The organism is Kitasatospora sp. NPDC059817, assembly GCF_042731835.1.
In the GTDB taxonomy this organism is placed as follows: Bacteria; Actinomycetota; Actinomycetes; order Streptomycetales; family Streptomycetaceae; genus Kitasatospora.
In genome coordinates, this window is record NZ_JBHWIR010000103.1 from 1 (window position 1) to 26,619 (window position 26,619).

At 69.9% G+C, this 26,619-nt stretch carries 21 protein-coding genes and 1 tRNA gene; 6 read left to right on the forward strand and 16 right to left on the reverse strand.

The genetic code is table 11. The features are described from left to right. Positions 1–57: 57 nt before the first annotated feature. From ACFV61_RS21775 to ACFV61_RS21800, 6 genes are all read right to left on the reverse strand, one after another. Positions 58–945, reverse strand: a complete 888-nt coding sequence (locus ACFV61_RS21775) for a P22 phage major capsid protein family protein (RefSeq protein WP_380493430.1) — start codon at positions 943–945, stop codon at positions 58–60. Between the two features lie 98 nt (positions 946–1,043). Then, the gene (locus tag ACFV61_RS21780) at positions 1,044–1,418 is read right to left on the reverse strand and encodes a helix-turn-helix transcriptional regulator (RefSeq protein ID WP_380493432.1); all 375 of its coding nucleotides are present in this window, start codon (positions 1,416–1,418) and stop codon (positions 1,044–1,046) included. Positions 1,419–1,532: 114 nt separating this feature from the next. Next, a complete protein-coding gene (locus ACFV61_RS21785; protein ID WP_380493433.1) occupies positions 1,533–1,949 on the reverse strand; it encodes an HNH endonuclease in 417 nt (138 codons plus the stop codon). Positions 1,950–2,748: 799 nt separating this feature from the next. Then, positions 2,749–3,222, reverse strand: a complete 474-nt coding sequence (locus ACFV61_RS21790) for a hypothetical protein (RefSeq protein WP_380493435.1) — start codon at positions 3,220–3,222, stop codon at positions 2,749–2,751. A gap of 503 nt (positions 3,223–3,725) precedes the next feature. Beyond that, a complete protein-coding gene (locus ACFV61_RS21795; RefSeq protein WP_380493437.1) occupies positions 3,726–4,328 on the reverse strand; it encodes a recombinase family protein in 603 nt (200 codons plus the stop codon). Between the two features lie 79 nt (positions 4,329–4,407). After that, complete coding sequence (locus ACFV61_RS21800) at positions 4,408–5,454, reverse strand: LLM class F420-dependent oxidoreductase (protein ID WP_063346928.1); 1,047 nt, start codon at positions 5,452–5,454, stop codon at positions 4,408–4,410. 251 nt (positions 5,455–5,705) lie between these two features. Here ACFV61_RS21800 and ACFV61_RS21805 point away from each other — a divergent pair, with 251 nt between their 5' ends. Both ACFV61_RS21805 and ACFV61_RS21810 read left to right on the forward strand, forming a co-directional pair. After that, entirely contained in the window at positions 5,706–6,686 is a 981-nt protein-coding gene (locus ACFV61_RS21805) for an aldo/keto reductase (RefSeq protein ID WP_380428705.1), read from the forward strand. A 50-nt stretch (positions 6,687–6,736) separates the two neighbouring features. Further along, on the forward strand, positions 6,737–8,851 hold the full coding sequence (locus ACFV61_RS21810) for a helix-hairpin-helix domain-containing protein (protein WP_380493439.1): 2,115 nt from the start codon (positions 6,737–6,739) through the stop codon (positions 8,849–8,851). Between the two features lie 85 nt (positions 8,852–8,936). On the opposite strand, the gene ACFV61_RS21815 is transcribed toward ACFV61_RS21810, so the two are convergent. After that, positions 8,937–9,542, reverse strand: a complete 606-nt coding sequence (locus tag ACFV61_RS21815; protein ID WP_063346931.1) for a hypothetical protein — start codon at positions 9,540–9,542, stop codon at positions 8,937–8,939. Positions 9,543–9,908: 366 nt separating this feature from the next. Between ACFV61_RS21815 and ACFV61_RS21820 the strand changes: the two genes are divergently transcribed. Then, positions 9,909–10,118: a DUF5703 family protein gene (locus ACFV61_RS21820; protein WP_033350848.1), complete on the forward strand. Its 210-nt coding sequence runs from the start codon at positions 9,909–9,911 to the stop codon at positions 10,116–10,118. A 319-nt stretch (positions 10,119–10,437) separates the two neighbouring features. Here ACFV61_RS21820 and ACFV61_RS21825 read toward each other — a convergent pair whose 3' ends face one another. From ACFV61_RS21825 to ACFV61_RS21835, 3 genes are all read right to left on the reverse strand, one after another. Further along, positions 10,438–11,277, reverse strand: coding sequence for a chaplin (locus ACFV61_RS21825; protein WP_244293313.1), 840 nt, complete (start codon positions 11,275–11,277; stop codon positions 10,438–10,440). Positions 11,278–11,611: 334 nt separating this feature from the next. Beyond that, complete coding sequence (locus tag ACFV61_RS21830) at positions 11,612–11,854, reverse strand: chaplin (protein WP_063346933.1); 243 nt, start codon at positions 11,852–11,854, stop codon at positions 11,612–11,614. A 291-nt stretch (positions 11,855–12,145) separates the two neighbouring features. Beyond that, the gene (locus ACFV61_RS21835; protein ID WP_063346934.1) at positions 12,146–13,477 is read right to left on the reverse strand and encodes a M20/M25/M40 family metallo-hydrolase; all 1,332 of its coding nucleotides are present in this window, start codon (positions 13,475–13,477) and stop codon (positions 12,146–12,148) included. Between the two features lie 290 nt (positions 13,478–13,767). On the opposite strand from ACFV61_RS21835, the gene ACFV61_RS21840 reads away from it, so the two are divergent. Further along, positions 13,768–13,855: transfer RNA gene (locus ACFV61_RS21840), tRNA-Leu, on the forward strand. A 377-nt stretch (positions 13,856–14,232) separates the two neighbouring features. Here ACFV61_RS21840 and ACFV61_RS21845 read toward each other — a convergent pair. From ACFV61_RS21845 to ACFV61_RS21855, 3 genes are all read right to left on the reverse strand, one after another. Beyond that, a complete protein-coding gene (locus ACFV61_RS21845) occupies positions 14,233–15,168 on the reverse strand; it encodes a hypothetical protein (protein ID WP_380493440.1) in 936 nt (311 codons plus the stop codon). Between the two features lie 135 nt (positions 15,169–15,303). Further along, positions 15,304–16,110, reverse strand: a complete 807-nt coding sequence (locus tag ACFV61_RS21850) for a hypothetical protein (protein ID WP_380493442.1) — start codon at positions 16,108–16,110, stop codon at positions 15,304–15,306. Next, positions 16,107–16,316 (reverse strand): hypothetical protein, encoded by a 210-nt coding sequence (locus ACFV61_RS21855; protein ID WP_380493443.1) that lies wholly within the window; start codon positions 16,314–16,316, stop codon positions 16,107–16,109. Before ACFV61_RS21855 ends, ACFV61_RS21850 begins: the two co-directional genes overlap by 4 nt. Positions 16,317–16,606: 290 nt before the next feature. Here ACFV61_RS21855 and ACFV61_RS21860 point away from each other — a divergent pair, with 290 nt between their 5' ends. Continuing rightward, complete coding sequence (locus ACFV61_RS21860) at positions 16,607–17,599, forward strand: cyclic GMP-AMP synthase DncV-like nucleotidyltransferase (RefSeq protein ID WP_380493445.1); 993 nt, start codon at positions 16,607–16,609, stop codon at positions 17,597–17,599. Then, a complete protein-coding gene (locus ACFV61_RS21865) occupies positions 17,596–19,368 on the forward strand; it encodes a ThiF family adenylyltransferase (RefSeq protein ID WP_380493447.1) in 1,773 nt (590 codons plus the stop codon). The genes ACFV61_RS21860 and ACFV61_RS21865 overlap by 4 nt, the downstream gene beginning before the upstream one ends. Before the next feature lie 7 nt (positions 19,369–19,375). Here ACFV61_RS21865 and ACFV61_RS21870 read toward each other — a convergent pair whose 3' ends face one another. From ACFV61_RS21870 to ACFV61_RS21880, 3 genes are all read right to left on the reverse strand, one after another. Then, positions 19,376–20,458: an SAVED domain-containing protein gene (locus tag ACFV61_RS21870; protein ID WP_380493448.1), complete on the reverse strand. Its 1,083-nt coding sequence runs from the start codon at positions 20,456–20,458 to the stop codon at positions 19,376–19,378. Positions 20,459–21,037: 579 nt separating this feature from the next. Continuing rightward, the gene (locus ACFV61_RS21875; RefSeq protein WP_380493450.1) at positions 21,038–22,303 is read right to left on the reverse strand and encodes an McrC family protein; all 1,266 of its coding nucleotides are present in this window, start codon (positions 22,301–22,303) and stop codon (positions 21,038–21,040) included. Beyond that, positions 22,300–24,561: an McrB family protein gene (locus ACFV61_RS21880; RefSeq protein WP_380493452.1), complete on the reverse strand. Its 2,262-nt coding sequence runs from the start codon at positions 24,559–24,561 to the stop codon at positions 22,300–22,302. The genes ACFV61_RS21875 and ACFV61_RS21880 overlap by 4 nt, the downstream gene beginning before the upstream one ends. Between the last annotated feature and the right edge of the window lie 2,058 nt (positions 24,562–26,619).

Consider the following 26,619-nt stretch of genomic DNA (forward strand, 5'->3'; position numbering starts at 1 on the left):
CCACGCCCCCCCGGGCGCCAATTTCCTCTCTGGATTTGGGCCCCCGGGCCGTGCCGGTCACGCCTTGGCGGGCGGGGTGACCGTGAAGGCGATGGCGCGGGCCGGGTCGATGGTGGCCACGCCGCACAGGGTGTCCACGATGGACACCTCGGACTTCACGGACGGGTCGAAGTCCATGGTCACGCGCAGCGCGTAACCGTTGTCGGCGGAGGACACCGAGCGTGCTCCGCCCTGCACCTCGCTGGGGGCGCGCACCGCGAGGGCGAACGCGGTCTTGTGGAAGGCCACCGCGCCGTCCAGGTGCGGGGAGACGACCACGCGGAAGCCGAACAGCTCACCCATGGTCGCGTTGCGCAGCGCGTGGGAGTCTCCGGCCTCGTTGACCTTCTGGAGCTGTTCGACGTCCAGGAGGATGTTCTGCACGTCCGGGCCGATGGCCAGGAAGCGATCGGTGGCGGGGATCTCGCGGCGGGTGAAGTCGGCTGCTGCGGCGGTCAGCATCTTCACGACATGCCCCGGCTCGCCCGGCTTGGCGTCGGCCTTGATGACGCGGGCTCCGGCGGCCTTGCTGACGGCGTTGAGCAGGGCGGCGGCGGACTTCTCAACGTAGGTCGAGACAGCGTCCATCTGGGGCTTGAGGACCTGCTCGCCGAAGCTCTCGATGTTGAGCGTCATGTCCTTGGTGGTGAAGGCTGCGGCGTCGGTCGGCTCGTCGGTCAGCTTCACCTGCACGTGGCCCTCTTCCACCTTGGTGTAGACGGTGGTGCCGTTGAAGTTCTGGGCCACGCGGCGCTTGGGGGTACGCACTCGCACCGAGTCGCCCCGGCCGCCGGTGAACGCGGCTTCGGCGTCGCGCATCACGCACTCGCCGAGCACGGAGTTCGAGCGCATCAGCGCCAGGCTCACGGCCACGACGTCGGTGATCTCGAAGGTGTTGCTGGTCATGGGGTGGCGCCTTTCCTGGAGTTCCCGCCGCTGCGGCGGGAACGCGAAAGCCCCGGCCATCTGCGGCACGGGGATGGGTAGTTCGGGTGTCGGGGCGGTCAGCCGGCCGAAACGGCGGGGGCCTCGGCGAACAGCTCGGCGGCGGTCGGCGGCTGGTAGCCGCCGGGGGCGCGGAACAGCTTCGCTTCACCGCTCATGAAGTACTGGTCCCCCGTGCGGCGCAGGCGCAGCAGGGTGGAGAGGAACAGGAACTCGGCGTCCGGGTTGGCCTCCCACGCTTCGTGGTTGACCACGTCTCGGTAGGTCAGACCGAGCGCGTTGCACCACGTGAGGTAGTGCGCGGGGGTCGGGGTCTTGTCCTCGGCCTCCCAGGCGTAGACGGTGGCGACGTGGACGCCGACGCGATCGGCGACCTCGGCCACGGACAGGTCCAGGGCCTTGCGGCGGGCAGCGAGGGAGAACGGGTGGATCACGGTTGGGGGTCCTTCATTCGGTCGGATGGCGGGATTCATGATCACCAGGGGGCTCGGGGTGAAACGGCACGCTGGCGGCCTCATCCGCCCCAGAATTGGTGATCATGGTCAGGGCTATGGGTGGGGCTCGGCCCGCTGCGGCAAGGGGCTCGGCGGGCCCAGGGTGGGGTGCGGCCCCCTCCCTGGGGTCAGGGGGTCGGGGGGGTTTACGCACGTCACGACATCCCCCCTAATCTGAGGTGGGGTCAGGCGTTCGCGGGGTGAGATCCACTCGGTCAGCAGCATGTCGCCCTTGTCGGTGTTGCAGTCCCGGCAGGCCCAGCGCAGATTGGCGATCTCCGTGAGCCCGCCGCGCGCCACCGGTGTGACGTGGTCGAGGACTTCGCCCGGCGTGGCCAGGTCGGGCGGGCAGTACGCGCACCGGTCTCCGTGGCGCTCGGACACCTTCCGCCGGATCGACTCCTTGCGGTCCTTGAGGCGGCGGCGCTGCTCGGCCTGGCAGGCTTGGCAGACGCCGTCTGGGAACGCCATCACCTCCCGGCGGAAGCGGCAGCGTCGGCATGGGCGGGGCTTCTCGTCGCGGTCCTTCCCGGCCTGCCTGGTCTTGCGGCGGGCGTGCTCGGCCGCGCGGGAACACTTGTCGGAGCAGTAGCGTCTGCGAGGGTCCGCCAGCGCATCCACGACGCCCGTGCACCGGAGGTTGCCGCACGGCCGGGGTCCCAATCTGGAGCGTTCCAGCAGCTCGGCGCGGCGCGCGTCCTCGCGGCGGCGCTGCCTGCGATCGGCCGTACACGGCTCGCAGTAGACGACCTGCCCGGCGTGGGCAGGCCGCTTGCCCGAAGGCGCGCCGCACTCGCCGCACAGCACAGGAGCCACAAACTCCCGGAGAGCCGCGCGCTGCGACTCCTGCGCCAGGGCGTACGCCCTGCGGCAGCGGTCGTCCGCGCAGACCGGCTGCGGGCCGTCCCGGGCCCGGGGCCGCACTCCGCACACCCGGCACACGGCTGTGGCGGTCTCCATGTCCGGCCCCCTCCCCCCGACGAAACGCGGTGATCATGAACAGGCGGGACGCAACCGTCCCTCTCGCCCTCAGACGAATCCCGAGGCAAAAGCAAGAGACCCCGGCACGCTGCCGGGGTCTCACAGGCCGTAGGTGGGCCCACACATATTCAGGGTGGCCGGTTAACACCCGCCCCTCACAGTCACAGGAGCTTCCCTCACATGTATTAAGCCGGGCCAGTTAACGACCAAGGTGGGTGCACCCGTGGTCTGCGAACGCCCTCGGGCCCTCCACAGGATCGAGAGAACCCAGGAACTCGCAGTAGCAGGGTCAGGGCGTGTCGGGAGCCATGGCCGCTTCCAGCACATCGGCCAGTTCCTCGGCCTTCGGGTCAACGATCGTGACCTCGATCCGGGGGTCTCGCTTGAGCGGGCCCCGCGCCGGGAACAGCAGCACCCGAACGCTGAAAGCCTCCAGCAACTCCCGCCGAGCCACGGTGTCCCCGGCCCGCCACTCGTCCGCGACCCTGCGGCCGGTCGGTACCGAGTACCAGCCCGCCGGCTTCTCGGGCGTCGCCTTCGCCGTCTCCAGTTCCCGGCCCATCCGGGCGTACTCCCGGCGGAACCACTCGGCATCGTCCGGGGAGTCGTACAGGCCCGCCGCGCGATCGTCGCGCAGCCGCTTGCGGTCGGCCGTCAGGTCGGCGACACGCTGGGCCACACCGTTGCCCGGTTCCCACACCCGTTCCGAGAACTCGGCGGGGCCGAAGTCGGCGAGGAACCGCCGCTCCACGATCTCGTCCATCTCGGCGAGCGGAGCGACGGGCTGCGGACACTCCTCCGAGCCCTTCAGGCCCTCTGTACGGGCCTTGCAGGCTCATTGCCGGAACAACTCCGCTCTTGTGGGTCGTCGTGCTCCTATACAGCCGTACGGAGCAGATCCCGCAGAACGACCCGCCGGACAGCAACAACTCCCCCTTGGCCGCGCGGGGACCTGCCGGAGCCTTCGTGAGCTTCTTCGTCAGCGATGTCTGGGTGGCCCGGTCCCAGAGCCCGGGAGCGATGCGGACGGGGTGGCCGTCCGGCCCCAGGACGGCCTTCCCCTTGTGCGCGAGGTAGCCCAGCGAGGCGTCGGAGAGGCAGATGCGCTTGATCACGTTGCCGGTCCACCGGCCACCGATCGATTCCTTGCCGTACATCACCCGCGACCAGCCCGAGGGCGAGAGGACCCCCGCACGGGTCAACCGGGCGGCCTCGGTGTCCACGGTGATGCGGCCGGTGCCGTCGGTCAGCAGACGACGGGCGAACTCACGGGCCACGGCCTCCGACTCCGGCTCGTTCTCCGTGTGGTCCACCTTCCCGCCGTGGGCGAGGCGCACGTGCACAAACCCGTACGCGGGCCGCCCCGCGACCTCCCCCGCCGAACGGGCCTGTACCGCGCGGGTCCCGGTTCCGTGTCCGGATGTTCCGGTGCTCGATCTGCGCGCCGAACAGCTTCGCGTTGAACTCGATCTCCTGGCTCGGGTCGTCCAGGTCCCAGAAGCCGGGGTGATCAGCGGTGAGGAGGAGACGGCCCGCGTTGGTCTCCCTGGCGAGCCGCAGCCCCTCCAGGACGTCACGCCCGAGGCGATCCACGGCGGACGCCGCAAGTCCGTCATAGGGCCCGCGCTGGGCCTTGAGCCACGGCCCCAGCTTCGGACGCGTGAGCGGGTCGGACGCGCCGGACACCTCCCAGTCGTCCGCCCACCCGATGACGTGCCCTCCGGCTCGCTCGGCCGAGTCGAGGATCGCGTCCCGCTGCCGTGCCGGTGAGCTGGTAGCCGCCTGCACGCGGGAGAGTCGGCGAACGCCGAGCAGACAGCGCCCGCAGCCGTCGTACGGCGTCACGGGCGCGTCATTGGTGCTGGTCATAGTGGGCATGTGTTCCCCAGGGGCCGGGGCGGCTCGCGCCGCTGAACGGGCGAACCCGGGCCCCCAGGGATGCCCGCTGCTAGGCGAGCCCGGCCAGTTCCAGGGCCTCGACGCCGGTGCGCAGCGCCTGGATCCGCTCGTCCAGGGTGAAGCCGGACGGGGCCAGGGTGAGCGTGGTGACGCCCGCGTCGGCGTAGGCCTGCATCCGGTCGGCGATCCGGGCGGTGTCGCCGATCAGCGAGGTGGCGTCGATCAGGTCGTGCGGGACGGCGGCCGCGGCGCCCGCGTAGTCCTTGGCCAGGTACTTCTCCTGGATCTCGTCGGCGGCCTGCTCGTAGCCCATCCGCCGGGCGAGCTGGTTGTAGAAGTTCTTCTCCTTGCTGCCCATGCCGCCGATGTACAGCGCGGCGTAGGAGCGCTGGGAGTCGACGCCCGCCTTGATGTCCTCGCCGACCGCGATGGTGACGGTCGGGCAGAGGTCGAAGCCGTCCAGGCTCTGCCCCGCCTTGGCGCGGCCGGCCTTCAGCGGGTCGAGGGAGAGCGCGGCGTGCTCGGGCGAGAAGAAGATGCCGAGCCAGCCGTCGGCGATCTCGCCGGTCTGCTCCAGGTTCTTCGGGCCGATCGCGGCGATGTACAGCGGGATGTGCTCGCGCACCGGGTGCACGGTGAGCTTGATCGGCTTGCCGGGGCCGCCGGGCAGCGGCAGCGTCCAGTGCGCGCCCTCGTGGACCAGTCGCTCGCGGGACATCGCCTTGCGGATGATCTCCACGTACTCGCGGGTGCGGGCGAGCGGCTTGTCGAACTTCACCCCGTACCAGCCCTCGGAGACCTGCGGGCCGGAGACGCCGAGGCCGAGCCGGAAACGGCCGCCGGACAGGGTGTCCAGGGTCGCCGCGGTCATCGCGGTCATCGCCGGGGTGCGGGCGGGGATCTGGAAGATGGCCGAACCGACGTCGATCCGCTCGGTCTTCGCGGCGACGAAGCTCAGCACCGTCGCGGCGTCCGAGCCGTACGCCTCGGCCGCCCAGCACACCGAGTAGCCGAGCCGGTCCGCCTCCTGGGCCACGGCGATGTTGTCGGCGTCCATGCCGAGACCCCAGTAGCCGAGGTTGATTCCGAGTCGCATGTGCCGAACCTTCCAGTCGGTGAGGGTTGGTGGCGAGGGTAGCCGCGCACTCGCCGGTCATGCTACTGACCGGTAGTGGTGGTCTGGGTCACACCCGCCGTCGCCCGGGCCCGGTGATCGTTCTGCGGGTCGCCACCCCTGCCCGGACACCGGCCGCTACGCTCAGCCGACGTGGGGAGCGCTCTCCCCACCTGCGCGTTCTCAGGGCTACCGGGGCGCCCGGTGCCACCGGCCAGTGGAGGGCCCGCCCGATGGAAAAGCGTCACCTCGGCCGTACCGGTCTCCAGGTCTCGCGGCTCGGCCTCGGCACCATGACCTGGGGCCGCGACACCGACGAACACGAGGCCGCCGAGCAGCTCAAGGAGTTCGTCGACGCCGGCGGGACCCTGCTCGACACCGCCGACGTGTACGCCGACGGCGGCGCCGAATACCTGATCTCCCGGCTCACCGACAGCCTCGTCCCCCGCTCCGAACTCGTCATCGCCACCAAGGCCGGCAGCGTGCCGGAGTCCGCCCGCCGCTTCGACGGCTCCCGCGGCCACCTCCTCGCCGCCCTCGACGCCTCGCTGCGCCGGCTCGGCACCGACTACGTCGACCTGTGGCAGGTGCACTCCTTCGACCCCATGACGCCCGTCGAGGAGACGCTCAGCGCCCTCGACATCGCCGTCTCCTCCGGGCGCGCCCGGTACGTCGGGGTCTGCGACTTCAGCGGCTGGCAGCTCGCCAAGGCCGCCACCTGGCAGCGCGCCCACCACGGGCGGACCCCGCTGGCCGGGGCCCAGCTGGAGTACTCGCTGCTCCAGCGCGGCATCGAGCGCGAGGCGCTGCCCGCCGCGGCGGACGCCGGGGTCGGGCTGCTCGCCTCCTCGCCGCTCGGGCGCGGGGTGCTCACCGGCAAGTACCGGCACGGCGTCCCGCAGGACTCGCGCGGCGCCTCGCCGTACCTGTCCGGGTTCGTCCAGCCATACCTCGGGGAGCGCTCGCGGCGGATCGTCGACGCCGTCGCCACGGCCGCCGACGGCCTCGCCAGCAGCCCGCTCGCGGTCGCCCTCGCCTGGGTCCGGGACCGGCCCGGAGTGGCGAGCGCGCTGGTCGGGGCCCGTACGGTGGCACAGCTGCAGGCGGCGCTGTCAGTGGAGGCGCTTACGCTACCGGGTGAGATCCGTGGTGCGCTGGACGACATCTCGTCACCGGTGCACCGCTACCCGGACCAGGGGTGGAGCGAGCTGTAGCCCCCCTCGTTCAGCTGAAACACGCAGTGGAGTGACCCTTGGAGCGGACGATGAGTGACACGGAGAACGGCGCTCCGGAGGAGACCTCGGCAGTCTCGGTGAGCCCGGCGCAGTCAGCCAGCCCGGCGGAGAAGGCGGCGGCGATCGCCGAGCTGGCGCAGCGGATCCGCAGCGTCGGCCCGCAGGCCGCACCGCTGGAGGGCGAGGGCCGCGCCGCGGCTCCCGAGCACGCCAAGGACGTCAAGGACGGCCAGGGCGCCAAGGCCCCGACCCCGTCCCCGGCTTCCGCGCAGCCCGACCAGCAGCGCGCCCAGGCGCTCAAGGACACCGCCGAGGTACTGACCGCCGGGGGCGCCCCGGCCGATCTCGCGGCCGCCGCGGTGGCCGAGTTCGGCGACGGCGCCGCCGAACAGCTGCGCTCCGACCCGTGGGCCGTGCTGTCCCTGCCCGGCGTCCGCCCCGAGCACGCGGACGGCTTCGCCCGCGGCCTGCTCGGCCCCGCCGCCGGCCCCGGTGACCCGCGCCGCGCCCAGGCGCTGGTGCCGTGGCTGCTGGAGCAGGCGGCGCTGCGCGGCCACTCCGCCGTCGAGGTCGCCGAGATCGCGGCCGGGCTCGACCGCCACGGGCTGCCGGACTCGGCCGCAGCGATCCAGGCCGCCGTCCTGGACGGGCGCGCGATGCCGTTCCAGGAGGAACTGACCGGCCCCGAGGCGCACGCGGCGGGCGGCGACGAGGACGAGGAGCCGCCGACCCGGACGCTGCTCGCCCTGGAGCGACTCGCGCTGGCCGAGGAGAGCCTCGCGGACGGGCTGGTCCGGCTGATGTCGACCTTCGTGCCGGGCGAGGACCCGGAGCCGGGCGACGAGGACGCGGTGGCGGGGGAGGCGGAGGATCCGGCGGAGGAGGACACGGCGGAGGACACGGTGGAGGCCACAGCAGAGGCCACGGTGGAGGACGCTCCGCAGGCCCCCGCCGCGCCCGGCCCGACCGCGTGGGCGGCTGCCGGCGAGGCCGCGCCGTCCTCCTCCGCGACCGCCCTGATCCAGGCCGTCGCCGACAGCGCCCTGGTGCTGCACACCGGCGGCGAGGCCGCCCGCGCCGAACCCGCCGCGCTGCTGGCCGCTGCCGGCGGCCTCGGGCTGCGGGTCTGGGCCGCCACCTGGACCGACCAGGGCCGGGAGTCCTTCGCCGCGCTCACCGACACCCCGGCCGCCGTGATCACCCTGGCCGACCTGCTCTCCGGCGCCGCCGGGCCGGGCCGCGCCGCTGACGGCACGCTCGCCCTGGACGTCCTGGTCGTCCTCGACGCCCCGCTGCTGGACGTCGAACTGGCCGCCACCGTCCTGGAGTCGCTCGCCGACGGCACCCGGCTGGTGCTCAGCGGCGACCCCGGCCAGCTCTGGTCGGCCGGCCCCGGCCGGTTCTTCGCCGACCTGCTGGCCGCCAGGGTCTGCCCGGCGGTCGCCTCCCGCACCCCGGACTTCGGCCCGATCGGCGAGCTGGTCTCCGGCGTCGGCATCGGCGAGCTCCAGCCCGTCGAGGCGCCGGACAAGGAGGTGGTCATCCTGACCGCGAAGGACGGCGGCGAAGCCGTCCACCGCGCCCTCCAGCTGCTCACCGACTCCATCCCCCGCGCCCTCGGCATCCCCGCCGAGCAGGTGGTGCTGCTCACCCCCGGCCACGGCGGGCCGGCGGGCACCCGGGCGCTGAACGCCGCCGCGAAGGCCCGGCTCAACCCGGGGCCCGGCCGGTTCGGCGGCTTCGACCCGGGCGACCGGGTGGTCGACTCCCCGGCCCCCGGCGTCACCCGCCCGGCCCGGGTGCTGGACGGCGACGCCACCGGCCTGCACCTGGCGTACGCGGACGGCTCGCGCCGGACCGTCCCGCCCGCCCAGGCGGCACGGCTGCGGCACGGCTGGGCGCTGACCGTCCACCAGGCACTCGGCCGCCGCTGGCCGGGCGCGGTCGTGGTGCTCCCGGAGGACGCCGGCCCGGCGCTCACCCGGCAGTGGGTCTACACCGCCTTCGGCCGCGGCGAGCGGCACCTGTCCGTGGTGCACGCGGCGGGCCCGGCGCTCGCCCAGGCCGTCACCGAGCGCCCGGCGCAGCCGCGCACCACCCGGCTGCGGGCGATCCTCGCCGAGAACGCCGCCTCGGCGTACTAGCCCTGTCCGGCGGTTGGCGGAACGCGCGGAGGGCGGGCCCCCTACAGGTGGGGCCCGCCCTCCGGGTGTCTGCACGACGAACGGTTCAGTCGTCGGGGTCCTCGTCGTCGTAGACCTCGCTCACGTCGAACCGGCAGATCAGCATCTGCGGGTCGGCGTGCTCGAAGGGTTCCGGCAGCCACTCCCCCGGCTCGGTCGGCTCCGCCGCCGCGACCCAGAGCGTCGAGTCCGCCTCCTCCAGGCCGAACTCCTCGCTGCGGGCGGCGATCTCGTCCGGCTCGTACTCGCCGAACAGCACGCCGATCGCGGCGTTCACCCCGCTGGTACCGCCCCCGCCGGGGGTCAGCGACTCGTCGAGCCGCTCGGCCTGGGCGCGCAGCCGCTTGGGGTCGGCGACGTGGTAGTCGCGGCGGATCAGCACGCTGATCGCCTCCGGCTGTTCGGGGCCGTGGTAGCCGCCCGGACCCTCGTCCCCGGGGATCTCGAAGGGGGTGACCTCGTCGTAGACCTCGTAGAGGATCTGGTCGTAGGCGATGGCCGCCGTCGCGAGCTGCTCGTAGGCGGCGGACACAGCGGGATCATCCGCTGCGCTGGGGCTTGACACCGCTTCCAGATGACGGTCGATGGCGGCCTTGACCGCCTCGGCGGCGGCGCGTACCTCGGCAATGGTTGGCTGCGCGGCATCAGACATGGTGCAGACGCTATCTCCCCGCGGTGTCGGTACGCACAGCGGTTGTCACCTACACCCGCGATTTCACCGCAACTTCCCCCCTGATGTCCGATCCGCGTGGTTCTGTCCCCGCGCATGCCCGGCGCGAAGGGCGTGCAGCCGGGCCGCGCGGGGCCGATCGGGTGCCGCTTCGCGCGCCGGGATCGGGGTATCCCGTCCGGAGGAACAACGGAACTGATGCACTGTCAGGCGAGCTGGCGCGCCCCGGCCGGTCCGGGGCGTCCTGCCGGGTCGGACGGACGTCCGGGAGGACGTCCGGAAATACCCGGGCCGACTGTCCGAGGCAGGTCGTAGGCTTGCGTGCAGGTGATTCTCAGGAGGAGCGTTTTGACCCCACCGAAGCCGGTCCGGCAACCGGAGTACGAGTACCAGTCGCTGCGCATGCCGCGCGGCACCACGCGCAACGCGGCACGCCAACTGCTCACCGAGCACGCCGAGTACGGGCACTGGGAGCTCGACCGGCTGCGGCTGTTCCCCGACGGGAGCCGGACGGTCCGGCTGAAGCGGCGGATCATCCGGCAGGTCCGGAGCTGGTGACGGGCGAGCACGTCTGAGCCCACCCGCCGCGGCGGGGGTGGACGGGCGGGGCGCCTGGGCGGGGAAGGCCCGGGCGGGAGGCGGCCGGGTCGGGGAGCTTCGGGCCCGGGAACGCGCCCGTCGCGGTGGGGATTTCACGCCGGGCTTTCGGACCGGGGCTTCACGTCACCGTCAGGCCTTCGTACGGGCTTTCACCCCGGGCCTCCGCTTGCCCGCGGCCGCCCGTACCTCCAGGCGGCCGCGGGCGCGTCACGCTCCGGCGTCGTGCTCCGGCAGCGCCGCTGGGGTGCGGCGCCGCGGGGTGTGGCCTACCGACGGCTCAGCGGGCGCCGGCGCGGGCGCGGCGGTAGAGCACGCCGCCACCGAGCAGCAGAGCGAGGCCGGCGGCGCCGAGCAGTTCGACGTCACCGGCGCCGGTGGAGGCCAGCTGGCTGCCGACGGCGCCGCTCGGCGAGGAGGCGACGGCCGGGGCGACGGCGCGGGCCGCGACCGGGGCGACCTGGCCGCTCGCGACCGGCGCGACGGCGGGGGCCGAGTGTGCGCCGGCCTCGGGGGTGGCGGACGGGCCGCCGTTGCGCGGGTTGCCCGGGACCTCTCCGCCGGCCTGCGGCGGGATGGACGGGCTGTGCTTCTCGGGGCAGTCGTCGGCCGGCTTCGGCGCCGGGGCGGGCTGCGCGACGTTGGCGCAGTCGTTGCCGAAGGCGGGGTTCCCGACGCCGACCACGTCGACGGAGTTGCCGCAGGCGTTGACCGGGACGTGCACGGGGGCCTGGATGCTGTTGCCGGAGACCACGCCGGGCGAGTTGGCGGCGACGCCGGAGGCGGACGCACCCGAGGCGGAGGAGCCCCGGCCGGTGCCGCCGTTGGCCCCGGAGCCTGCGTGGGAACCGGAGCCGGTGTGGGAGCCGGAGCCCACGTGGGAGCCGCCCGGCTTCGCGGCCTCGGGGTGGCCGCTGGCGTTGGCGCAACGGTTGCCGTAGGACGGGTTCAGCACGCCGATCACGTCGACGGTGTTGCCGCAGGCGTTGATCGGCACCTCGACCGGCACCTGCACCGAGTTCCCGGAGGCGACGCCCGCCGAGCCGGCGGCACCTCCCTGGGCCTCGGCACCCGCGTAGGCGTAGCCGGCGGTCGAGGCCAGGACACTGCCGGTGGCCACGACCGTGAGGATCCCCTTCTTGGCTACATTCCTCATTTTTTCCCCTGACGTATCGAGAACGACGTGACGACCTTGACGCAAACGCCTTCCGAAAGTCGGAATTTCCGTATATCCGGATATCCGGCAAGGTCTTCGACTGCACAGGAGTTAACGAGAGGACGGCGGGCAGGTTGAGCCGAACGAACCAGCTTCACCCGATCGAGCGATTGCCCCCTTGTTCACCTCTCCGCACCCCGCACTCGCACCCCGCATGCAAGCGACCCCCGGGCGGCGCGTCCGCCACCCGGGGGTCGAATGAGTCGGCTCAACGAGCCTCAGCAGCTCGGAGCGTGACTCAGAAGTTGGCGCAGTGGTTGCCGAACGCCGGGTTCAGCACACCGATCACGCTGACGGTGTTGCCGCACAGGTTGACCGGGACGTGCACCGGGATCTGCACCTGGTTGCCGGCGACGACACCCGGGGAGCCGGCGGCCACACCCTCGGCGGCGGCGCCACCGTGAGCGGACGCGACACCGGCGGCGGCGATCACCAGGCCACCGGTGGCGGCGGCAACAGCGGCGATCTTCTTGACCTTCATCATTCCTCCTGTATGGACAACGCAACCCGTTCGGCGGGTTGCACAGGAATGAACGAGGGTGTGGCAAACGGGGTACGGAACAGATTTGCCATTCACTCGCAACGGTGACGTCTCGCACGCACGCTCGATCCGCATTTCCTTGCAGGATCGTTTCTGTTGATCTCCTTCGCCCTGTCCCAAATCATTAGCTCGGACAATGCGGACGGCCCGCCCCCGGCACTCCGGGAACGGGCCGTCCGCCCAAGGAGCTCAGCCCAAGCCGCTCGGCAGGCAACGCTCGGCAGGCAACGCTCAGCAGGCGTCGAGGAACCGGTCCAGCACCCGGACGCCGAACTTCAGCCCGTCCACCGGCACCCGCTCGTCCACGCCGTGGAACATCCCGGCGAAGTCCAGCTCCGGCGGCAGCTGCAGCGGCGCGAAGCCGAAGCAGCGGATCCCGAGGTCCTGGAACGACTTGGCGTCCGTCCCGCCCGACAGGCAGTACGGCACCGCGCGGGCGATCGGGTCCTCCGCCCGCAGCGCCGTCTGCATCGCCTCCACCAGCGCGCCGTCGAAGGTGGTCTCGATCGCCTTGTCCGAGTGCAGGCTCTCCCGCTTCACGCGCGGGCCCAGCACGCTGTCCAGCTCCGCCAGGAACTCCTCCTCGTAGCCGGGCAGGAAGCGCCCGTCCACGTGTGCGGTGGCCTGGCCGGGGATCACGTTCACCTTGTACCCGGCGCCGAGCATGGTCGGCTGGGCGGTGTTGCGCAGCGTGGTGCCGATCATCTTGGCGATGCCGCCGAGCACCCGCAGGGTCTCGTCCATGTTCTCCGGGTCGAGCTCGACCCCGAGCGCGTCCGACAGCTCGTTCAGGAACGCTCGTACGGTCTTGGTGATCCGCAGCGGGAACTTGTGCCGGCCGAGCCGGGCGACCGCCTCGCACAGCTCGGTGATCGCGTTGTCGTCGTTCTCCATCGAGCCGTGCCCGGCGCGGCCCTCGACCGTCAGGCGCATCCAGTGCATGCCCTTCTCGGCCGTCTCCACCAGGTACAGCCGCACCTGGTCGTTGACCGTGAAGGAGAAGCCGCCGACCTCGCCGATGCCCTCGGTCACGCCCTCGAACAGCTCCGGGTGCTTGTCCACCAGGAACCGCGCCCCGTACGTGCCGCCGGCCTCCTCGTCCGCGACGAACGCCAGCACCAGGTCGCGCGGGGGCTTGCGGCCGGTGCGCAGCCGGTCGCGGACCACCGCGAGGGTCATCGCGTCCATGTCCTTCATGTCGACCGCGCCGCGCCCCCACACGCAGCCGTCCGCGATCTCGCCCCCGAACGGGTCGTACGTCCAGTCCGCGGCGTTGGCCGGCACCACGTCGGTGTGGCCGTGGATCAGCAGGCCCGGGCGGGAACGGTCCTCGCCCTCGATCCGCACCACGGTCGAGGCCCGCCCCTTGGCCGACTCGAAGATCTGCGGCTCCACCCCGAACTCGGCGAGCTGCTCGGCGACGTACTCCGCCGCCTTGCGCTCCCCCGGGCCGGAGCCGTCCCCGTAGTTGCTGGTGTCGATCCGGATCAGATCGCGACAGATCCCGGCGACCTCCGACTCAGCCGTCGCCCTCGGCCCCGCCGACTCGCTCCGCTCGCTCACGGTCACTCCTCGTCTTTGGCCCGCACCGACGCACCAGCGCGCCACCCCCAGGACCTGCACCCGGGCGTACGAGCACGTACGCCCATCCTCCCCCAGCCCCCGACCCGGATCCACCCCCTGCGCACCCCCGAAACCCCCTGGTCACGCCCCCGCCACACACTCCCCCTTGCCCCCGCCACCACCCCCGCACCCCCGCCCCGAACCGTTTTGGGACCCCAAGCCGATCTTTGCTACAGTTACATCTGTCAGCGCGGCCGACGAGAGAACGAAAGCCGCAAAGACAACACCCGGTCCGGGTGGCGGAATGGCAGACGCGCTAGCTTGAGGTGCTAGTGCCCTTTATCGGGCGTGGGGGTTCAAGTCCCCCCTCGGACACCAGTGGGTCGTTCAAGAGATCGACCCTTATACGTTCAAGAGATCCCGCGATGATCTTGATCCTCGCATATTGGATCTTGTTGCGGGCCTTGTCGAGGCTCCGGTGAGCGTCGTGAGGCGGTGGTCCTGTGCGATCCGACTTCCAGCTGAACGCAAAATGCCTGTGGAGCGATCCTTGATCGCTCCACAGGCATTTTGCGTTGTCCCGCGCTCCCTAGCCGGGTGGCATCACTCGAGTGCGGGGGGCGTGGCGACGGAGGTCTCGACGGTGTTCACCCCAGGGCTCGCTTCCGGGGTTCGCGGTCGCGGCGGTCGGCGGGGGGTGTACGCGCGGTTGCGGATGAACTTCTCGATGGCTCGCAGGTTAGCGATGCAGATGATCACCGCGACGAGGAGCGTCTGCGCGACGCGTCCGGGCGAGAGTCGGCGGTCGGGGTCGTTGATGCTGTCCAAGCAGCCTCTTTTGAGGAGACCGTTATAGCCCTCGTTCTGGCTTCGCAGGCCGGACCAGGCTCCTTGCCATTCGGGCGAGAAGACCGGGTGGTCCTGGCGGTACTTGGCGAGGACGACACCCGGGGTCGTGACGCTCTGCTGGGTGCAGATGGTGGGGAAGTCGGTGTCGGCGCCCTCGGGTGGGAGAATCTGTGGCAGCGAGGCCGGGCTGAGGACGCGCGGTGCGTCCAGGTCGACGTGGTCGACGACTGCTTGGTGCCGGGGCGCCGGTAGCAGGTGACGGTCGGGGACTTGCCCAGGGCGGGGCACTGCCGGCGCTGGTCTCCGTTGGGGCCGCGGTCCTTGATCTTCGTGGCGTAGGCCTGGCGGTCGAGGATGCGCACGAGGGCCTGCCGCTGCTGCTCCTCGGTGGCGTCGGGGTCCATGTTGGCGGAGCCAGCGGTGACCAGCGGCAGCGGCATGAGGGGGCAGTAGAACTGGCCGCCGTTGAGCTGCATCCCGCGGAACTCGCCCTGCCTGTCGATGTGGCTGCGGTTGTAGTGCTTGACGACCCGCAGGTCCATGCCGAGCAGAGGGACGTCGAAGTCCTCTTCGGCGGCCTGGCTGATCCCCCGGTCTGCGCAGGTGACGCCGGTGGTGAAGCCAGCCTCGACAGAGGGGCGCAGCGCGCGAATGGCGGCGACTCCGGGTTCGGTGCCGGGGGTGCGCAGGATCATGCCGAGGCAGACGTTGGGGTAGCGGCCGGCGAGGTCGCCGGAGCCATGGCCGGCGACCGCGGCCATGAGGCTGTAGGCGAAGATGAGGTCTTCTTTCTTGTCTTTCCTCTTTGCCTTCTTCGGCGCCGGCTTCTTGGCGTTCTGCATGGTGGCGGTGCGGCGTGCCCGGTTGGCTCTCCCGCGTCGGGTACCGGTGGACGCAGCCTGCGGTGCGGTGGGGCTTCCTCGCTCCCGGGTTTCTTCTTGCTACTGCCGCCCTTCTTGTACCAGCCAGCCGTGATCTCAATGGAGGCGCGGTCCTTGTCCTTGTTCTCCGGCTTGGCCCGCAAGAGGACGGGGGTGTCGTCGGCTGCAACGTCGCCGCGCCAGTCTTCGAAGAGTCCTCTGGCGAAGCCTGTCCTGACGGGGGCGAGGATCAGGTTCTGGGCGATGGCTTCGAGGTTGCGGATCATCTCCTGGTTCTCGGGGGGCCTTCCAAGCTTCCAGGATTGCTTGCGCCTCGGCCAAGGTGAGGCACTTGTTGCGCCGGTGGGGGGCGGGGTCGAGTCGCTTGATCATCGGCTCCCAGGATCCGTAGACGCGCTTACTTGTGCAGTACTGGGCGTTGCCGAGGCGGTCGATCTCGGCTCGCGGTGCGTCTTCGGGGATGACGAGGTTGATCCGCGGGACATCCAGCAGGTCCTTGGAGGGGTCGCGCAGGCGGAAGAACAGCATCTCCCAGGCGTCGTCGATGTTGGCGCTCTTGCGTTCGTACTGTGCCAGCAGCAGGCCGGTCAGGACGGTGACGAACGGCAGGCCCTTGGGTCCGGGCCGACCCTTGTTGCTGGGCAGCCTGCCCTCGACGGCGAACCTGGCGTAGTCGAAGAGCTTCTTGACGATGCGGTCGTTGGCCTTGCCGGTCTCGACGGCGCCCGTGCCTTCCGCGCTGCTCCCGTGCTCGCCCGGCGCGCTGTTCTCGCTGTCGCTCTCAGCGGCTTCATCGACGGTGACCGCGTGGGTGTCGTAGAGGCTGTCGGGTGAGGGCCGGCGAGGGTTGCCGCTCGTGTAGCCCTGGCGCGGTGCGGCGCCGGTCCTCTTCCTCCGGCTCACCCCGCACCGCCCCGCATCAGCTCGAGAGCGCGCTCTTCGGCGACGGGTGCCAGGAAGCCCGGGTAGCGGGAGAGGCTGTGCAGGGTCGTGACACCCGCGGCCCGCAGGACCACGCTCAGGGGCAGGCCGCTGTCGAGGAGTTCGACGATGTAGCCGGTGCGCAGGCGCTGGGACTGCAGGACGTGTCGTGTGCCGCGTCCGGTCACCCGCGGGTGGGTGCTGAGCTAGTCGGAGGCCAGGTGCTTGCTGGCCCGGTCCTGGTAGGCGGGGCGGAAGGCGTACTCGTCGGGGCCAATGTCGGCGGCGACGGCGAGGAGGAGTTCGTCGTGCCCCTGACGAGTACGTACGAAGCCGGGATCTTCATCACTTCGCCTTGTTGTCAGTGGGGACTTCTAGATTGAGCATGACGGTGGGTTCCGGCCACGCCTGCAGCCGAACACACCGTCAACTCGATATCTGAGGCGAAGCCCAGCAGCGGCCGATCGGAAGGACAACTATGCAGCTCTCCGACCATTTCACCGAACTCCTGCGCAGTACCGTGAACCTGAGCCAGTTCAAGCTCGACCTGCTCGACACGCGAGTCGAGGCGATCTACCGAGCGCTGAAGGCGGACGAGGTGATCGGCGGGCTGATCCTGGGCAAGGTCCCGCAGGGCTCGTGGGCACATCGGACAATCATCAACCCGGTGGCAGATGCGGAGTTCGATGCCGACGTGATGCTGCTGATGGCGGAGAACCCGCATTGGTCGCAGAGCCCGAAGAGCTACATCGAGGAGGTTTATGCGGCTCTCCACCGGCACAGCACCTACAAGGAGATGCCGCACTCGCGCAAGTGCCGATGCGTGCGACTGGTATACAGCAACTCCATGCACGTCGACATCGTCCCCTCCGTACGGTTGTCCGATGGGCGGGAGGTCATCGTCAACCGCGATGAGGACTGCTGGGAGTACACCGACTCCGAAGGCTTCAGCACCTGGATGCGCGCCCAGGATGAGACCGCTCAGGGGAACCTGCGGAAGGTCATCCGCTTGGTGAAGTTCCTCCGGGACCACAAGGGCTCGTTCACGGGGACACGTTCGGTGATCCTCACGACGCTGCTCGGAAACCAGGTCAACGCCTCCAAGAAGCTCGCCGACCCGGGCTACTACCGCGATGTCCCCACCGCACTTCTGCACATAATCGGTGACCTGGACATTTATCTTCAGGCCAACCCGGTCAAGCCCTCGGTCCAAGACCCCTCGGGCTCCGGGCTGACCTTCGACCACCGATGGGAGCAGAGCACCTACTCCTACTTCCGCGACCGCATCCACAAGCACGCCCAAGAAGTCCACGACGCTTATTACGCCGAGGACAAGGACACCAGCGTGCGACTGTGGCAGGAGGTGTTCGGTGCTGGCTTCAAAGCACCTGCAGCAGCGAGCAGCAGCGCGAAGTTCTCGACAGCCACAGCTGCGGCCACTGCCGCCACGCGGACTGGTCGCGCCGGGTGAGTCGCAAGAAGGCCCGCTACGAGCTGACAGCCTGGCAGAAGATGGCACTGGCCGATCTGCGCGAAGCAGCGGCCGAGCAGCCAGGCACCCTGCGACTGATGGGGGTACCAGTTCGCGGTCCGGGTGACTCGGTCGCGGTGACCGTGCGTCTCCACACCGGCACCCTGCCGAGAGCGGACGGGGGGTTGACCCTGAAGGACCAGGAGGAGTTCGTCCTCACGTTGCCGGCCCTACAGTTGTCCACGATCACCGTCGACGTCACACACCTGAGGTTCGCCGGCTACCCACACGTCTTGCAGGGACACCGGCTCTGTGTCTTCTTGGACCCCGCACGTGAGTGGGACCCCGTGCGCGGGGGCATGCGAGCGTTCCTGAACCGCCTGTGGTCCTGGCTGACAGACGCGGCAGCTGGCCGATTCAACCCCTCGACAGCCATGTACCACGCGGTCGGCGGAGTATTGCACCACACACCCGGCACCCCGACCATTGTGGTTCGGGAGTCTGTGCCCGACAATCACATCCAGATCGGCTTCCTAAGTGCGCGCGGTGGACAGCGCCTTGATCTCTCCTACGGCCCGCCACCAGCGGCGGGCGGCAGCTTGCGAGTCCCGGTAGTTACTCTGCCAACTGCACTACCGCTCGGCGGAGGCTCCTCCCTGAGCGACTTACTGGCCCGCCTGGACGCTCCTGACCTCCTTCAGCAGCACGGCCCGTCTTCACAGGTGGCTCCACACTCGCCAGCAATCCTGACAGCACTGGCAACCAGCGCTTTCCGCAACCCTGCGGGTTCTCCCCAGTACCTGGTGCTAGCGGTCCCCCACCCGGCAGGCGGCCCTCCCCACCTACTCACGCCCCGCCTTCCAGCGCCGGTCGCGGACGGGTTGCGCCGTTTGCTCCTTGAGCACGGCACTGCGCTGAATCTCAATGCCTCTCATATCCGGTCTGATCTACTGATCGAATGGTGTCCCGTGTCTGACGAACGACCCGCTGTGACCACCCGCCGCGACAACGGCACGCCGATCAGCGGGTTCTTCGGCAAGCACGTACAGGTCTGGGGTTGTGGGGGCCTCGGCTCCTGGATGGCGGAGTTCGCCGTGCGGGCCGGTGCGGCGCAGGTCAGTGTCTGCGATCCGGGGACAGTCACCGGTGGACTGCTGGTTCGCCAGAACTACGTTGAGGCTGATGTTGGAGCTCCCAAGGCCCTGGCCCTGGCAGACCGTCTACGGGCCATCAGCGACACTGTGGTCGTTCATGCGAACGACGGCATTCTGCCCCCTCTTGACGACACGGCCTTTGCCATGGCTGATGTCGTCATCGATGCGACCGTCAGCATCGCCATGGGCCACGTCCTGAACCACTTGGCTGCTGTGACGGGCCCTCGCCCAGTCCTGGCCCAAGTGGCCACCGACGTTCGCACCGGCACTCTTGGCCTGCTGAGCGTCTCTGCCCCCGGCACTGTCCGAGGCCCGAGCGACGTGGACGCCAGCGCCGGGCAGGCAGTACTTGCGGACCCTGCCCTGGAGCTCTACCACCCGTTGTGGCAGGACAGCCCGGACGGCGATGAACTCGTGCCCACGCGCGGCTGTTCGGTACCGACGTTCCACGGGTCCTCAGCCGATCTGGCCGCCGTAGCCGGAACGCTCATGTCCTTCCTTGGAATGCACCTGAAGACACCCACCTCGGGTACCCACTTGGTCGCGCTTCCTCACGCAGCCGGTTCACCCCACCATCGCTTCGTAGCTCATCAGGAGGCAGCATCCCAATTCTGACCATACGTCAGGAAATTTCCAGGGCCTGGCGGTAGCCACACGGCGTGCGATCGTAGAGCACCAGGACCGGATGCACGTACCGGTCGCGTGTTCTCCCCAAGGTCACTCCCGCCGAAAGCGGTACCGCGAGCAGCACATGCAGTCGCCGCACCTGTTTCGCGTTCGCTTCCAACTCCGCGAACAGTGCCCGCAGTGCCTGCTCGAACCTGTTCAGGGATGCGCGACTACGCAGGATGTCCGGTGCCGCTGCGGCGCCAACGGGACTGACTCGGTATCGGCGCAACCCGCCAAGGTGCGGTGGTACCTCGCCGGGCTGGATGGTGCCGGAGAGGTTCAGCATGAGCACCGCGTCCTGCGAGGGCTGCTGGTCCACATCGAGATGAACTTCGAAGTCGACCACTGGCGCGGTCTTTGACCACGACCAGGATTGGTCCTCACGATGGCGTTGGTATATGTCGGTGGGCACGGTGTCGTCCAACCGCGACCCGAGGTAGACCAGCAGCGGGAGCCGAGCGAATCCGAACACGCTCAGATGTGCAACCCTCTCGCGGGCAATTCCACGGTTGAGCTGGTGATCGATCACGTCGTCGATGACCGCAGTGGCTATCCGGTAGTAGGCCTCGCTCGCGGTCTCCTCATCCGGAACACCGCACCGGTCTACGGTCATCTCGCCAGGCACATGACGCAGGTCTATCTCCAATCCGTGGCGCTCATAGGACTCCAGGAACAGCGGGAACCTGTCTTCCGACGTGATCACCGCCGTAGCCGCAGTCTGTCGAGTCAGCTCGACCTCGTAGCCCCGCACCCGGCCCGCCATTCGCAGGACAACAGTCGCCCGGTCATCACCGAGCCCGGTCACATGGCGAATTCGATCCTCGTGGTTTCGCTTGATCCGACGCAGGCGCTCCACAGTGAAGAGGTCCAGAGTGCCGGCCGCATCGATCTCATCGTGCTCATCCGCACAAACCAGCATCAGGTTGTCTGCAGTCTCGCGGTCCTCCAGGTCGTGCCTGCCGCGGGGCGACCCTGCGGTCTGCTGCTGCCCGACGATGTGCGCTAACTCGCCCTGCCTCAGGGTGCGCTCAGTCATCCCACCATCGAGCAAGTACCGGCCGCAGATCGCGCACCTGCCCCCGCTACGCACCCACACCTCCAGGCGCACATGCGGCGAGATAGCACGTCGCGCACCGCCCTGCTCTCGGGCTTTGTTCCCCACACCGTCTCCTGCTTCAGGCCGACCGGCCCGACTGCTGCGCGCGTCGGTACGGCTGGTGCAACACGCCGGCCCCAGGCTCCGCCGACGGGCCGCCAGCATACGGCGCCGGCCGAGATCCGCTCCCTCCGCGCTGCGGGTGGCCTGCCCAGTGCTCTGGATACCTGAACGGCAAGTCACTTCAGCTCAAGTCCGTGCAGATACACGCATCCGGGAAGGACTCAAGATCAACCGGGAAGCATCGCCCGCGCTCTCTGAAAAGCGGTCTACATGGTTCCCGCCGATGCCCGGGGGCTCCACATCGAGGTTCGCGAGGGCTTGGTGGGTGCGCCTGCCAGTGTCGGTGCACTCGGGTTCTGACACAGCGTCACAGGGCTGTGGTGGCGCCGCCGGCGTTCGTCATGGCTGGTGCCGGGCTGCGTCTCTGGGGACCGGCCGGTCCGGGAGCGGTGCGCCTCAGCGGCTGGGACCGCGCAGGTCGAGGATGTTCTTTCCGAGCTCCTCGATCCGGTGGGTGAGTTCGGCCGGCGGCAGCGCCAGGTCCAGTGCGTGGCGGTGGATGAGCAGCGCGCCGCCGGGACGCGGAATGCGCACGGGGGTGTCGTCGGCCCTGCCCACCACGACCAGGTGGCCTTCGGAGAGGCCAAAGCGCGTGCAGTAGGCCAGCATCTGGTAGAGGTTCGCCGCTTCCACCGTGTCCTGGTACTTGGCGTCGACAATGACCGCCGGCGCCAGAACGCCCTGGTCGTCGGGTAGTTGGTGGACGAGGTCCGGGTAGAGCGGATGGTGTTCCAGGTCGTCGAGGAAGTGGGTCCTCGGATGGGCCTGCGCCTGCCCGCCGAGGTGCCGGGTGAAGACCGCGCCCAGAGTGGCGACGACGAAGTCCTCGTACACCTTCTCCATATTGACGAGCAGGCCGTCCACATGGATACGGCGTCGGCCCTGCCCATGGTCGTATTCGAAGGAGGAGCCTTCGAGGATCACGTCGGCCAGGCGTAGCGCGGGGATGTAGCGGCTGTTGAGCCGGTTCGGGTGCCACACGGGCAAGCGTGCGGTTTCCGGGTGGAGGGTGGCTCCTTCGAGCTGGGTGTCGAGGCGCTTGAGCCGGCTGCGAAGGGCGGGGCCCAGGTCGAACGGGAGGCGGGCCAGGTGGCGCGCTGCCGCGCGCAGGCGCTGGTTCTCGGGGATGTCCACGCTGCGCTCGTGGTAGCTGATCTCCAGGGGCAGTGCCTGGCCGGGGCGGTGCCGGACCTGCGCGGACTCGCGCAGCCGGCCGCGCAGGGCCATGGACGTCGCCTCGGTGTACCGGTAACCGTGGAGTACTCCTGGGCGCAGGGCGTGCTCGGCGGCGCGGGCGAAGCAGTATGCGACGGCCGGGAACAGGCCCGCGCGCACGGCGGCGTCGACGGGGTCGGGCTTCCATCTGGCGCGGCGGGCGGCGGCGTGGGCGAGGAGGTGGAGCAGGCGGTCGATCGGGACTTTGGGGGCGATGCGCAGCTGGACCGTGTCCGCCCCGGTGCCCAGGCGCACGGCGCCGACGGTGCGTTTGGCCTTGATGCTCCACATCCCGTCACTGCCCTGCCCGGCGGGGCTGATGGTGACCAGACCGCACCGGCGCACGGCCTCGACCTGTGGCGGTGTCAGCTTCCACAAGGTCGCATCGGCGCCTTCGGTCACGTCGACGGTCGCCGCGGGGGTGCTCTTGGCGGTCGGCGTGGTCACGGTGTGCCGGCCGACTGGCCGGGCGCGGGCGTGCGGCGCAGCTGACTGCGTAGCGCGGCGAGACCGTACTGGGTGTCGATGTTGGTGTCGTCGGCCCAGTGGAGCTCTTTGAGTAGCGGCAGGATCTGGTAGGTCCACACGCGCTCCAGGCCCAGGGACGGCGTGCGCTGCGGGTCCTTCGGCGGGGAGTACAGCAAGGGGTCCATCAGGAAGGCCGGTCCGATGCGGAAGTCGGGATCCTCCAGGTCGGCCTTGGCGAGTCGCGCGTTGAGCGCGTCGAGCAGGTCTGCGGCCTCGGTGGGAAAGCCGCGGTGCCGCAGCCACTTACGCAGGACAGTGTCGAACGGAGGCTCGGTGGGGTGGAGTTCGACGAACCAGAAGCGCCGGCGCATGGCCGTGTCCATCAGCGCGATGGAGCGGTCGGCGGTGTTCATCGTCCCGATGATCACCAGGTTGCGCGGGAGTTGGAAGCGCTCGCCCGACGCGGAGCCGTACATGAGGTCGATCTGCTGGTTGCGGTACTCCAGCAGGAAATAGAGCTCGCCGAAGACCTGCGAGAGGTTGCCCCGGTTGATCTCGTCGATGACCAGGACGAAGGTCTCGTCTGCTTTGCCGCGTGCGTCCTTGGCGAGGGACTTCAGCGGGCCAGGCAACAGGTCGAAGGCGATGCCGGATCCCGCGTCCGCCTGGCGGGCGGACCTGTCGCGCGGCGCGCCGGGTCCCGGGCCGCTGGCTGGTGCGGTTGGCCTGCTGGCACGGCTGTCGGCCGACTCCTCCGGCGGTGCCAGCGGTACGGCCCGGGGGCGGAAGCCCTCGATGAAGTCCTCGTAGGAGTAAGTGGGGTGGAACTGGACGAGCTTGATGTTCGCGCTCTTGCCGCCGGTCAGGTGGCGTGCCAGGGCCAGCGCGGAGAATGTCTTGCCGGTGCCGGGCGGGCCCTGGAGGATCAGCTGCGGGCGGCTGCGCAGCAGTTCGATGCAGGTCTGCAGCCAGTCGGTGTCCGGCAGGGTCAACTCGTCGGCGAGCGCCTGGGTGGCGTCGGGGATGCCGTTGGTGTCGCGCAGGCCGGCGGGCTCCTGGTCGGGGTCCTCCTCGAGGAGGAGTTCCAGGTCGCCGAGGATCAGCGTGAGGTCGGCCAGGAGCACCGAGGGGTTGCCCAGCAGCTCGGCTACCGCGCTGCGGCCTTCCAGATCGGCAGTCCTGTCGAGGTCCGCCCAGGCGACCGGGCGCGTCAGGATGCTGCCACCCGGGTACGGGCTGATGACCGCGTCGCCGGACACGGTGCCGAGCAGGATGTCCGTCCCGTCGGTGGCTACGAGCACGTCATCGCTTCGAACAGCGTGCAGGAACGTGTCGAGCGCCTCGGCGAGCCTTCCCTGGGCCGGAACCGGTTCGTCGGGATAGTTCTCCGCGACCAGGCGTTGCAGGTCGGGAAGTTCGTCCTGCGCCGTCAGGACGAACAGTCGGTCCGCGGTCAGCGTGCACGCCTTGTCCTTGCGCCATCTCGCCGCGGTTTCCGGCATGCCAGCGCTGTCGCGCACAAACCATGCCCGCCGTCGCGGCGGCGCCGGCTGGGCCACCTCGCGGGCGGCTGGTGCAACGGGCTCGTCCACCTCTGTCGGGGACAGCCTGCGGCCCGCCCACTGCCGGCGGTCCGCCCCGTCAGCGGCTTCGTGCAGTATTTCCTCCCAGGGTTCAACCTCGCTCTCCTTCAGGCCGAGCTCGTGCCAGGGCACGTCGCCGAACTCGCCCAGCGCCAGGTGCCATCCCGGCGGCTGCGTGCTCTGCAACCAGGCGAGCAGCGGGTTCGGTTCAAGCTCCAAAAAACGGGCGAGGTCCTCGAAGTAGATCCAGCCGCCCTTCTCCGCTGCGTTCGCGAGCAGCCTGGCCGCTTCGTCGAAGCGGCCTCGCCTGTCCGACCAGTACTGGTACAGCTTCGACGCGACGTACCACAGGTGCCGGGGGTCCGTGTACTCGGCGAGCGCCAGACGGCCCGGGCCGGTCAGCGTCCAGACCCGGTTGCGCTTGCGCAGCCAGCCGGCCTTGACGAGCTTGATGCTGTCGTAGCGCAACTTCATCGCCATGGACGTGTACATGCCTGGGAATTCGGCGCTCCAGGTGGCCTCCAGGTCGGGATCGAGGGCCGTGAGGCCGTCCCACACCAGCCGGAACGGCATACCGGTGCCGGGCGGGGTCTTGCTCAGCACTGCGAGCGCCGCGTGGACGGCACGCGCGCTCAGCTCGATAGCCGTGGCCATGGAGATCCCCCACCTTGTCGATGTGCGCGCGGACATCCTGGACAGCGCACGCACCAAAGGTTATCCAGACACGGCGACACAGCTTTCTTCGGGTACCGACGACCGGCGGGGCGGACCGTCGCAACGAGGACGCTTCGGCGAATACGCCTGCCCCGGCCGGCCGCGAAGATCCAGGATCCGTCGCATAGGGTGGCTGCACCTGGCGCCCTGACGCCGGCGACACCGTGCCGCCCACGGATCCGGTACATCATCCGCACCGAAGCCGACGGCGCGCACATGAAGAGAGAGGCGGGGTGAACTCGAGGCCATCGAGGCCGGTGTTCGACCAGTGGCCCGGCGAGGAACTCACGATCCACGACGACTACGTCACATTCTTCTTCAAGAAGGAGCAGTGACCGCCATCCACGCCCGCGGACGCTCTACGAGGTTCCCTTGTGCCCCGCCAGCCACAGGGCCGGTTGTCCTCGCCAATCTGGCAGGTCTGGACGCGATCGCTCGCTCTGGGAGGACTCGGGTCACGGCTCACGGTTCGAGCCGCCACTGTGCGCCGGAGGCGGTTCCGTCGACCCAGGCGTTTCGTACCTCGCGGGGTGCGCGACGATAGCGGTCGACTACCCCTTCGTATGGCGGGGTAGGAACCACGACCACGACTCCTCCATCGCCCTGAGCGAGAAGCACCTCCACCCCCGGAGCGCCGCCTTCCCTGAGAACCGTTCGAAGACCCCACGCGAGATTCCGCCTCTCGTCCTTCGTGTACGTGGACCGCATGCGCACGTGCACGCCCGTTCCCCTTTTCGATGGCTAGGCGCCCGGCCGCGACCGCGACTCTATGCCGCTGCTCTGACACGGCCGCCGAGCGGACGGCGATCGTCCGCGCCGACGGCGTACCACCCGCCACCCCGCCTGTTGAGCTGTCATAGCGGCCTCCCGGTCAACCGCTCGGCCCTCCATAGTTACCGCTGGCCAACGTCTTTCCGAGGCCACAGTTGCGCACGAGCGAGCCCAAAGAAGATGCGCGCGCATATGGTCGGGAACTAGGGCAAGATCAGGTGGGAACGCTGTGGCCAGCTCTCAGCATCCGCCCTGGCCAGGGGATCTCTTGAACGACCCACCAGCAAGACCCCTGTTGATTCAGGGGTCTTTTGCTTTTCCGGTCACGGTGCAGCAGTCACGTGACCAACCGCGTGACCCACCGGCCGGCGGACTCGCCCCTGGGCCAGGGCGGACAGGCCCAGCCGGCCTGCTCCGGAGGCGGCCAGCCGCCGCGCCCCGTCCTTACGTGAGTGCCCGTACCGGGCCATCGTGCAGCCCGGGGAGTGGTGGCGGACGTTCGCCGAGACCTCCACCGGGTTCTCCCCCGCCTCCAGGTCGTCGGTCACCTTCACCGGTCGCCGCGACGGGGGAGGCCTACGGCTTCACGGTCGTCTACCCGCCCTACCTGGCCGACAAGACCGCCGTCGCCTACGTCAGTTCGGCATTCGCCATGGCCGTCCGCTCCCCGCCCGTGGTGCGGAGCGAGTTTTTCCGCTGCGGCAGGACACCAGGGGTACTCCATGCGCTGGTTGACGACCTTTGACGACGACAGCCTGAACCGGCGTTCCATCATGGACGCGTACGTGGGCTCGTGCGTTCTTGACGAGCGACGCTCCATCACGGTGGCCACATGAAGCCAGGCGTTGATCAAACGTCTGCTGGCCGCTGGTCCCCTGTGAGCACCGACCTCTTCGAGTCCTTGGAGGACCATCGTGCTCAAGCGTGTAGTAGTGGGCGTGGCGACAGCCGCGCTGTTCAGCCTCGGCACCGGCGTAGCGCTCGCAAACGCGGGCGTGGACAGCACCGCACGGCCGGCCCCGGCCCGCTATTCGACCCCGGTGTCGACGCCCACCCCCGTGGCGGAGTCCGCCCCTGCGGGGGAAAGCGGCACTGACAGCACCCAGGCCTGGTGGAACCACAGCACGCACTACTAGTGTCCTGAGTCTTAGGAAAGCTATAGAAGTATGCTGGGCTCATGGCGCGTATGGGTCGGCCGACGGTCGAAGTGGTTCTGACGGATGACGA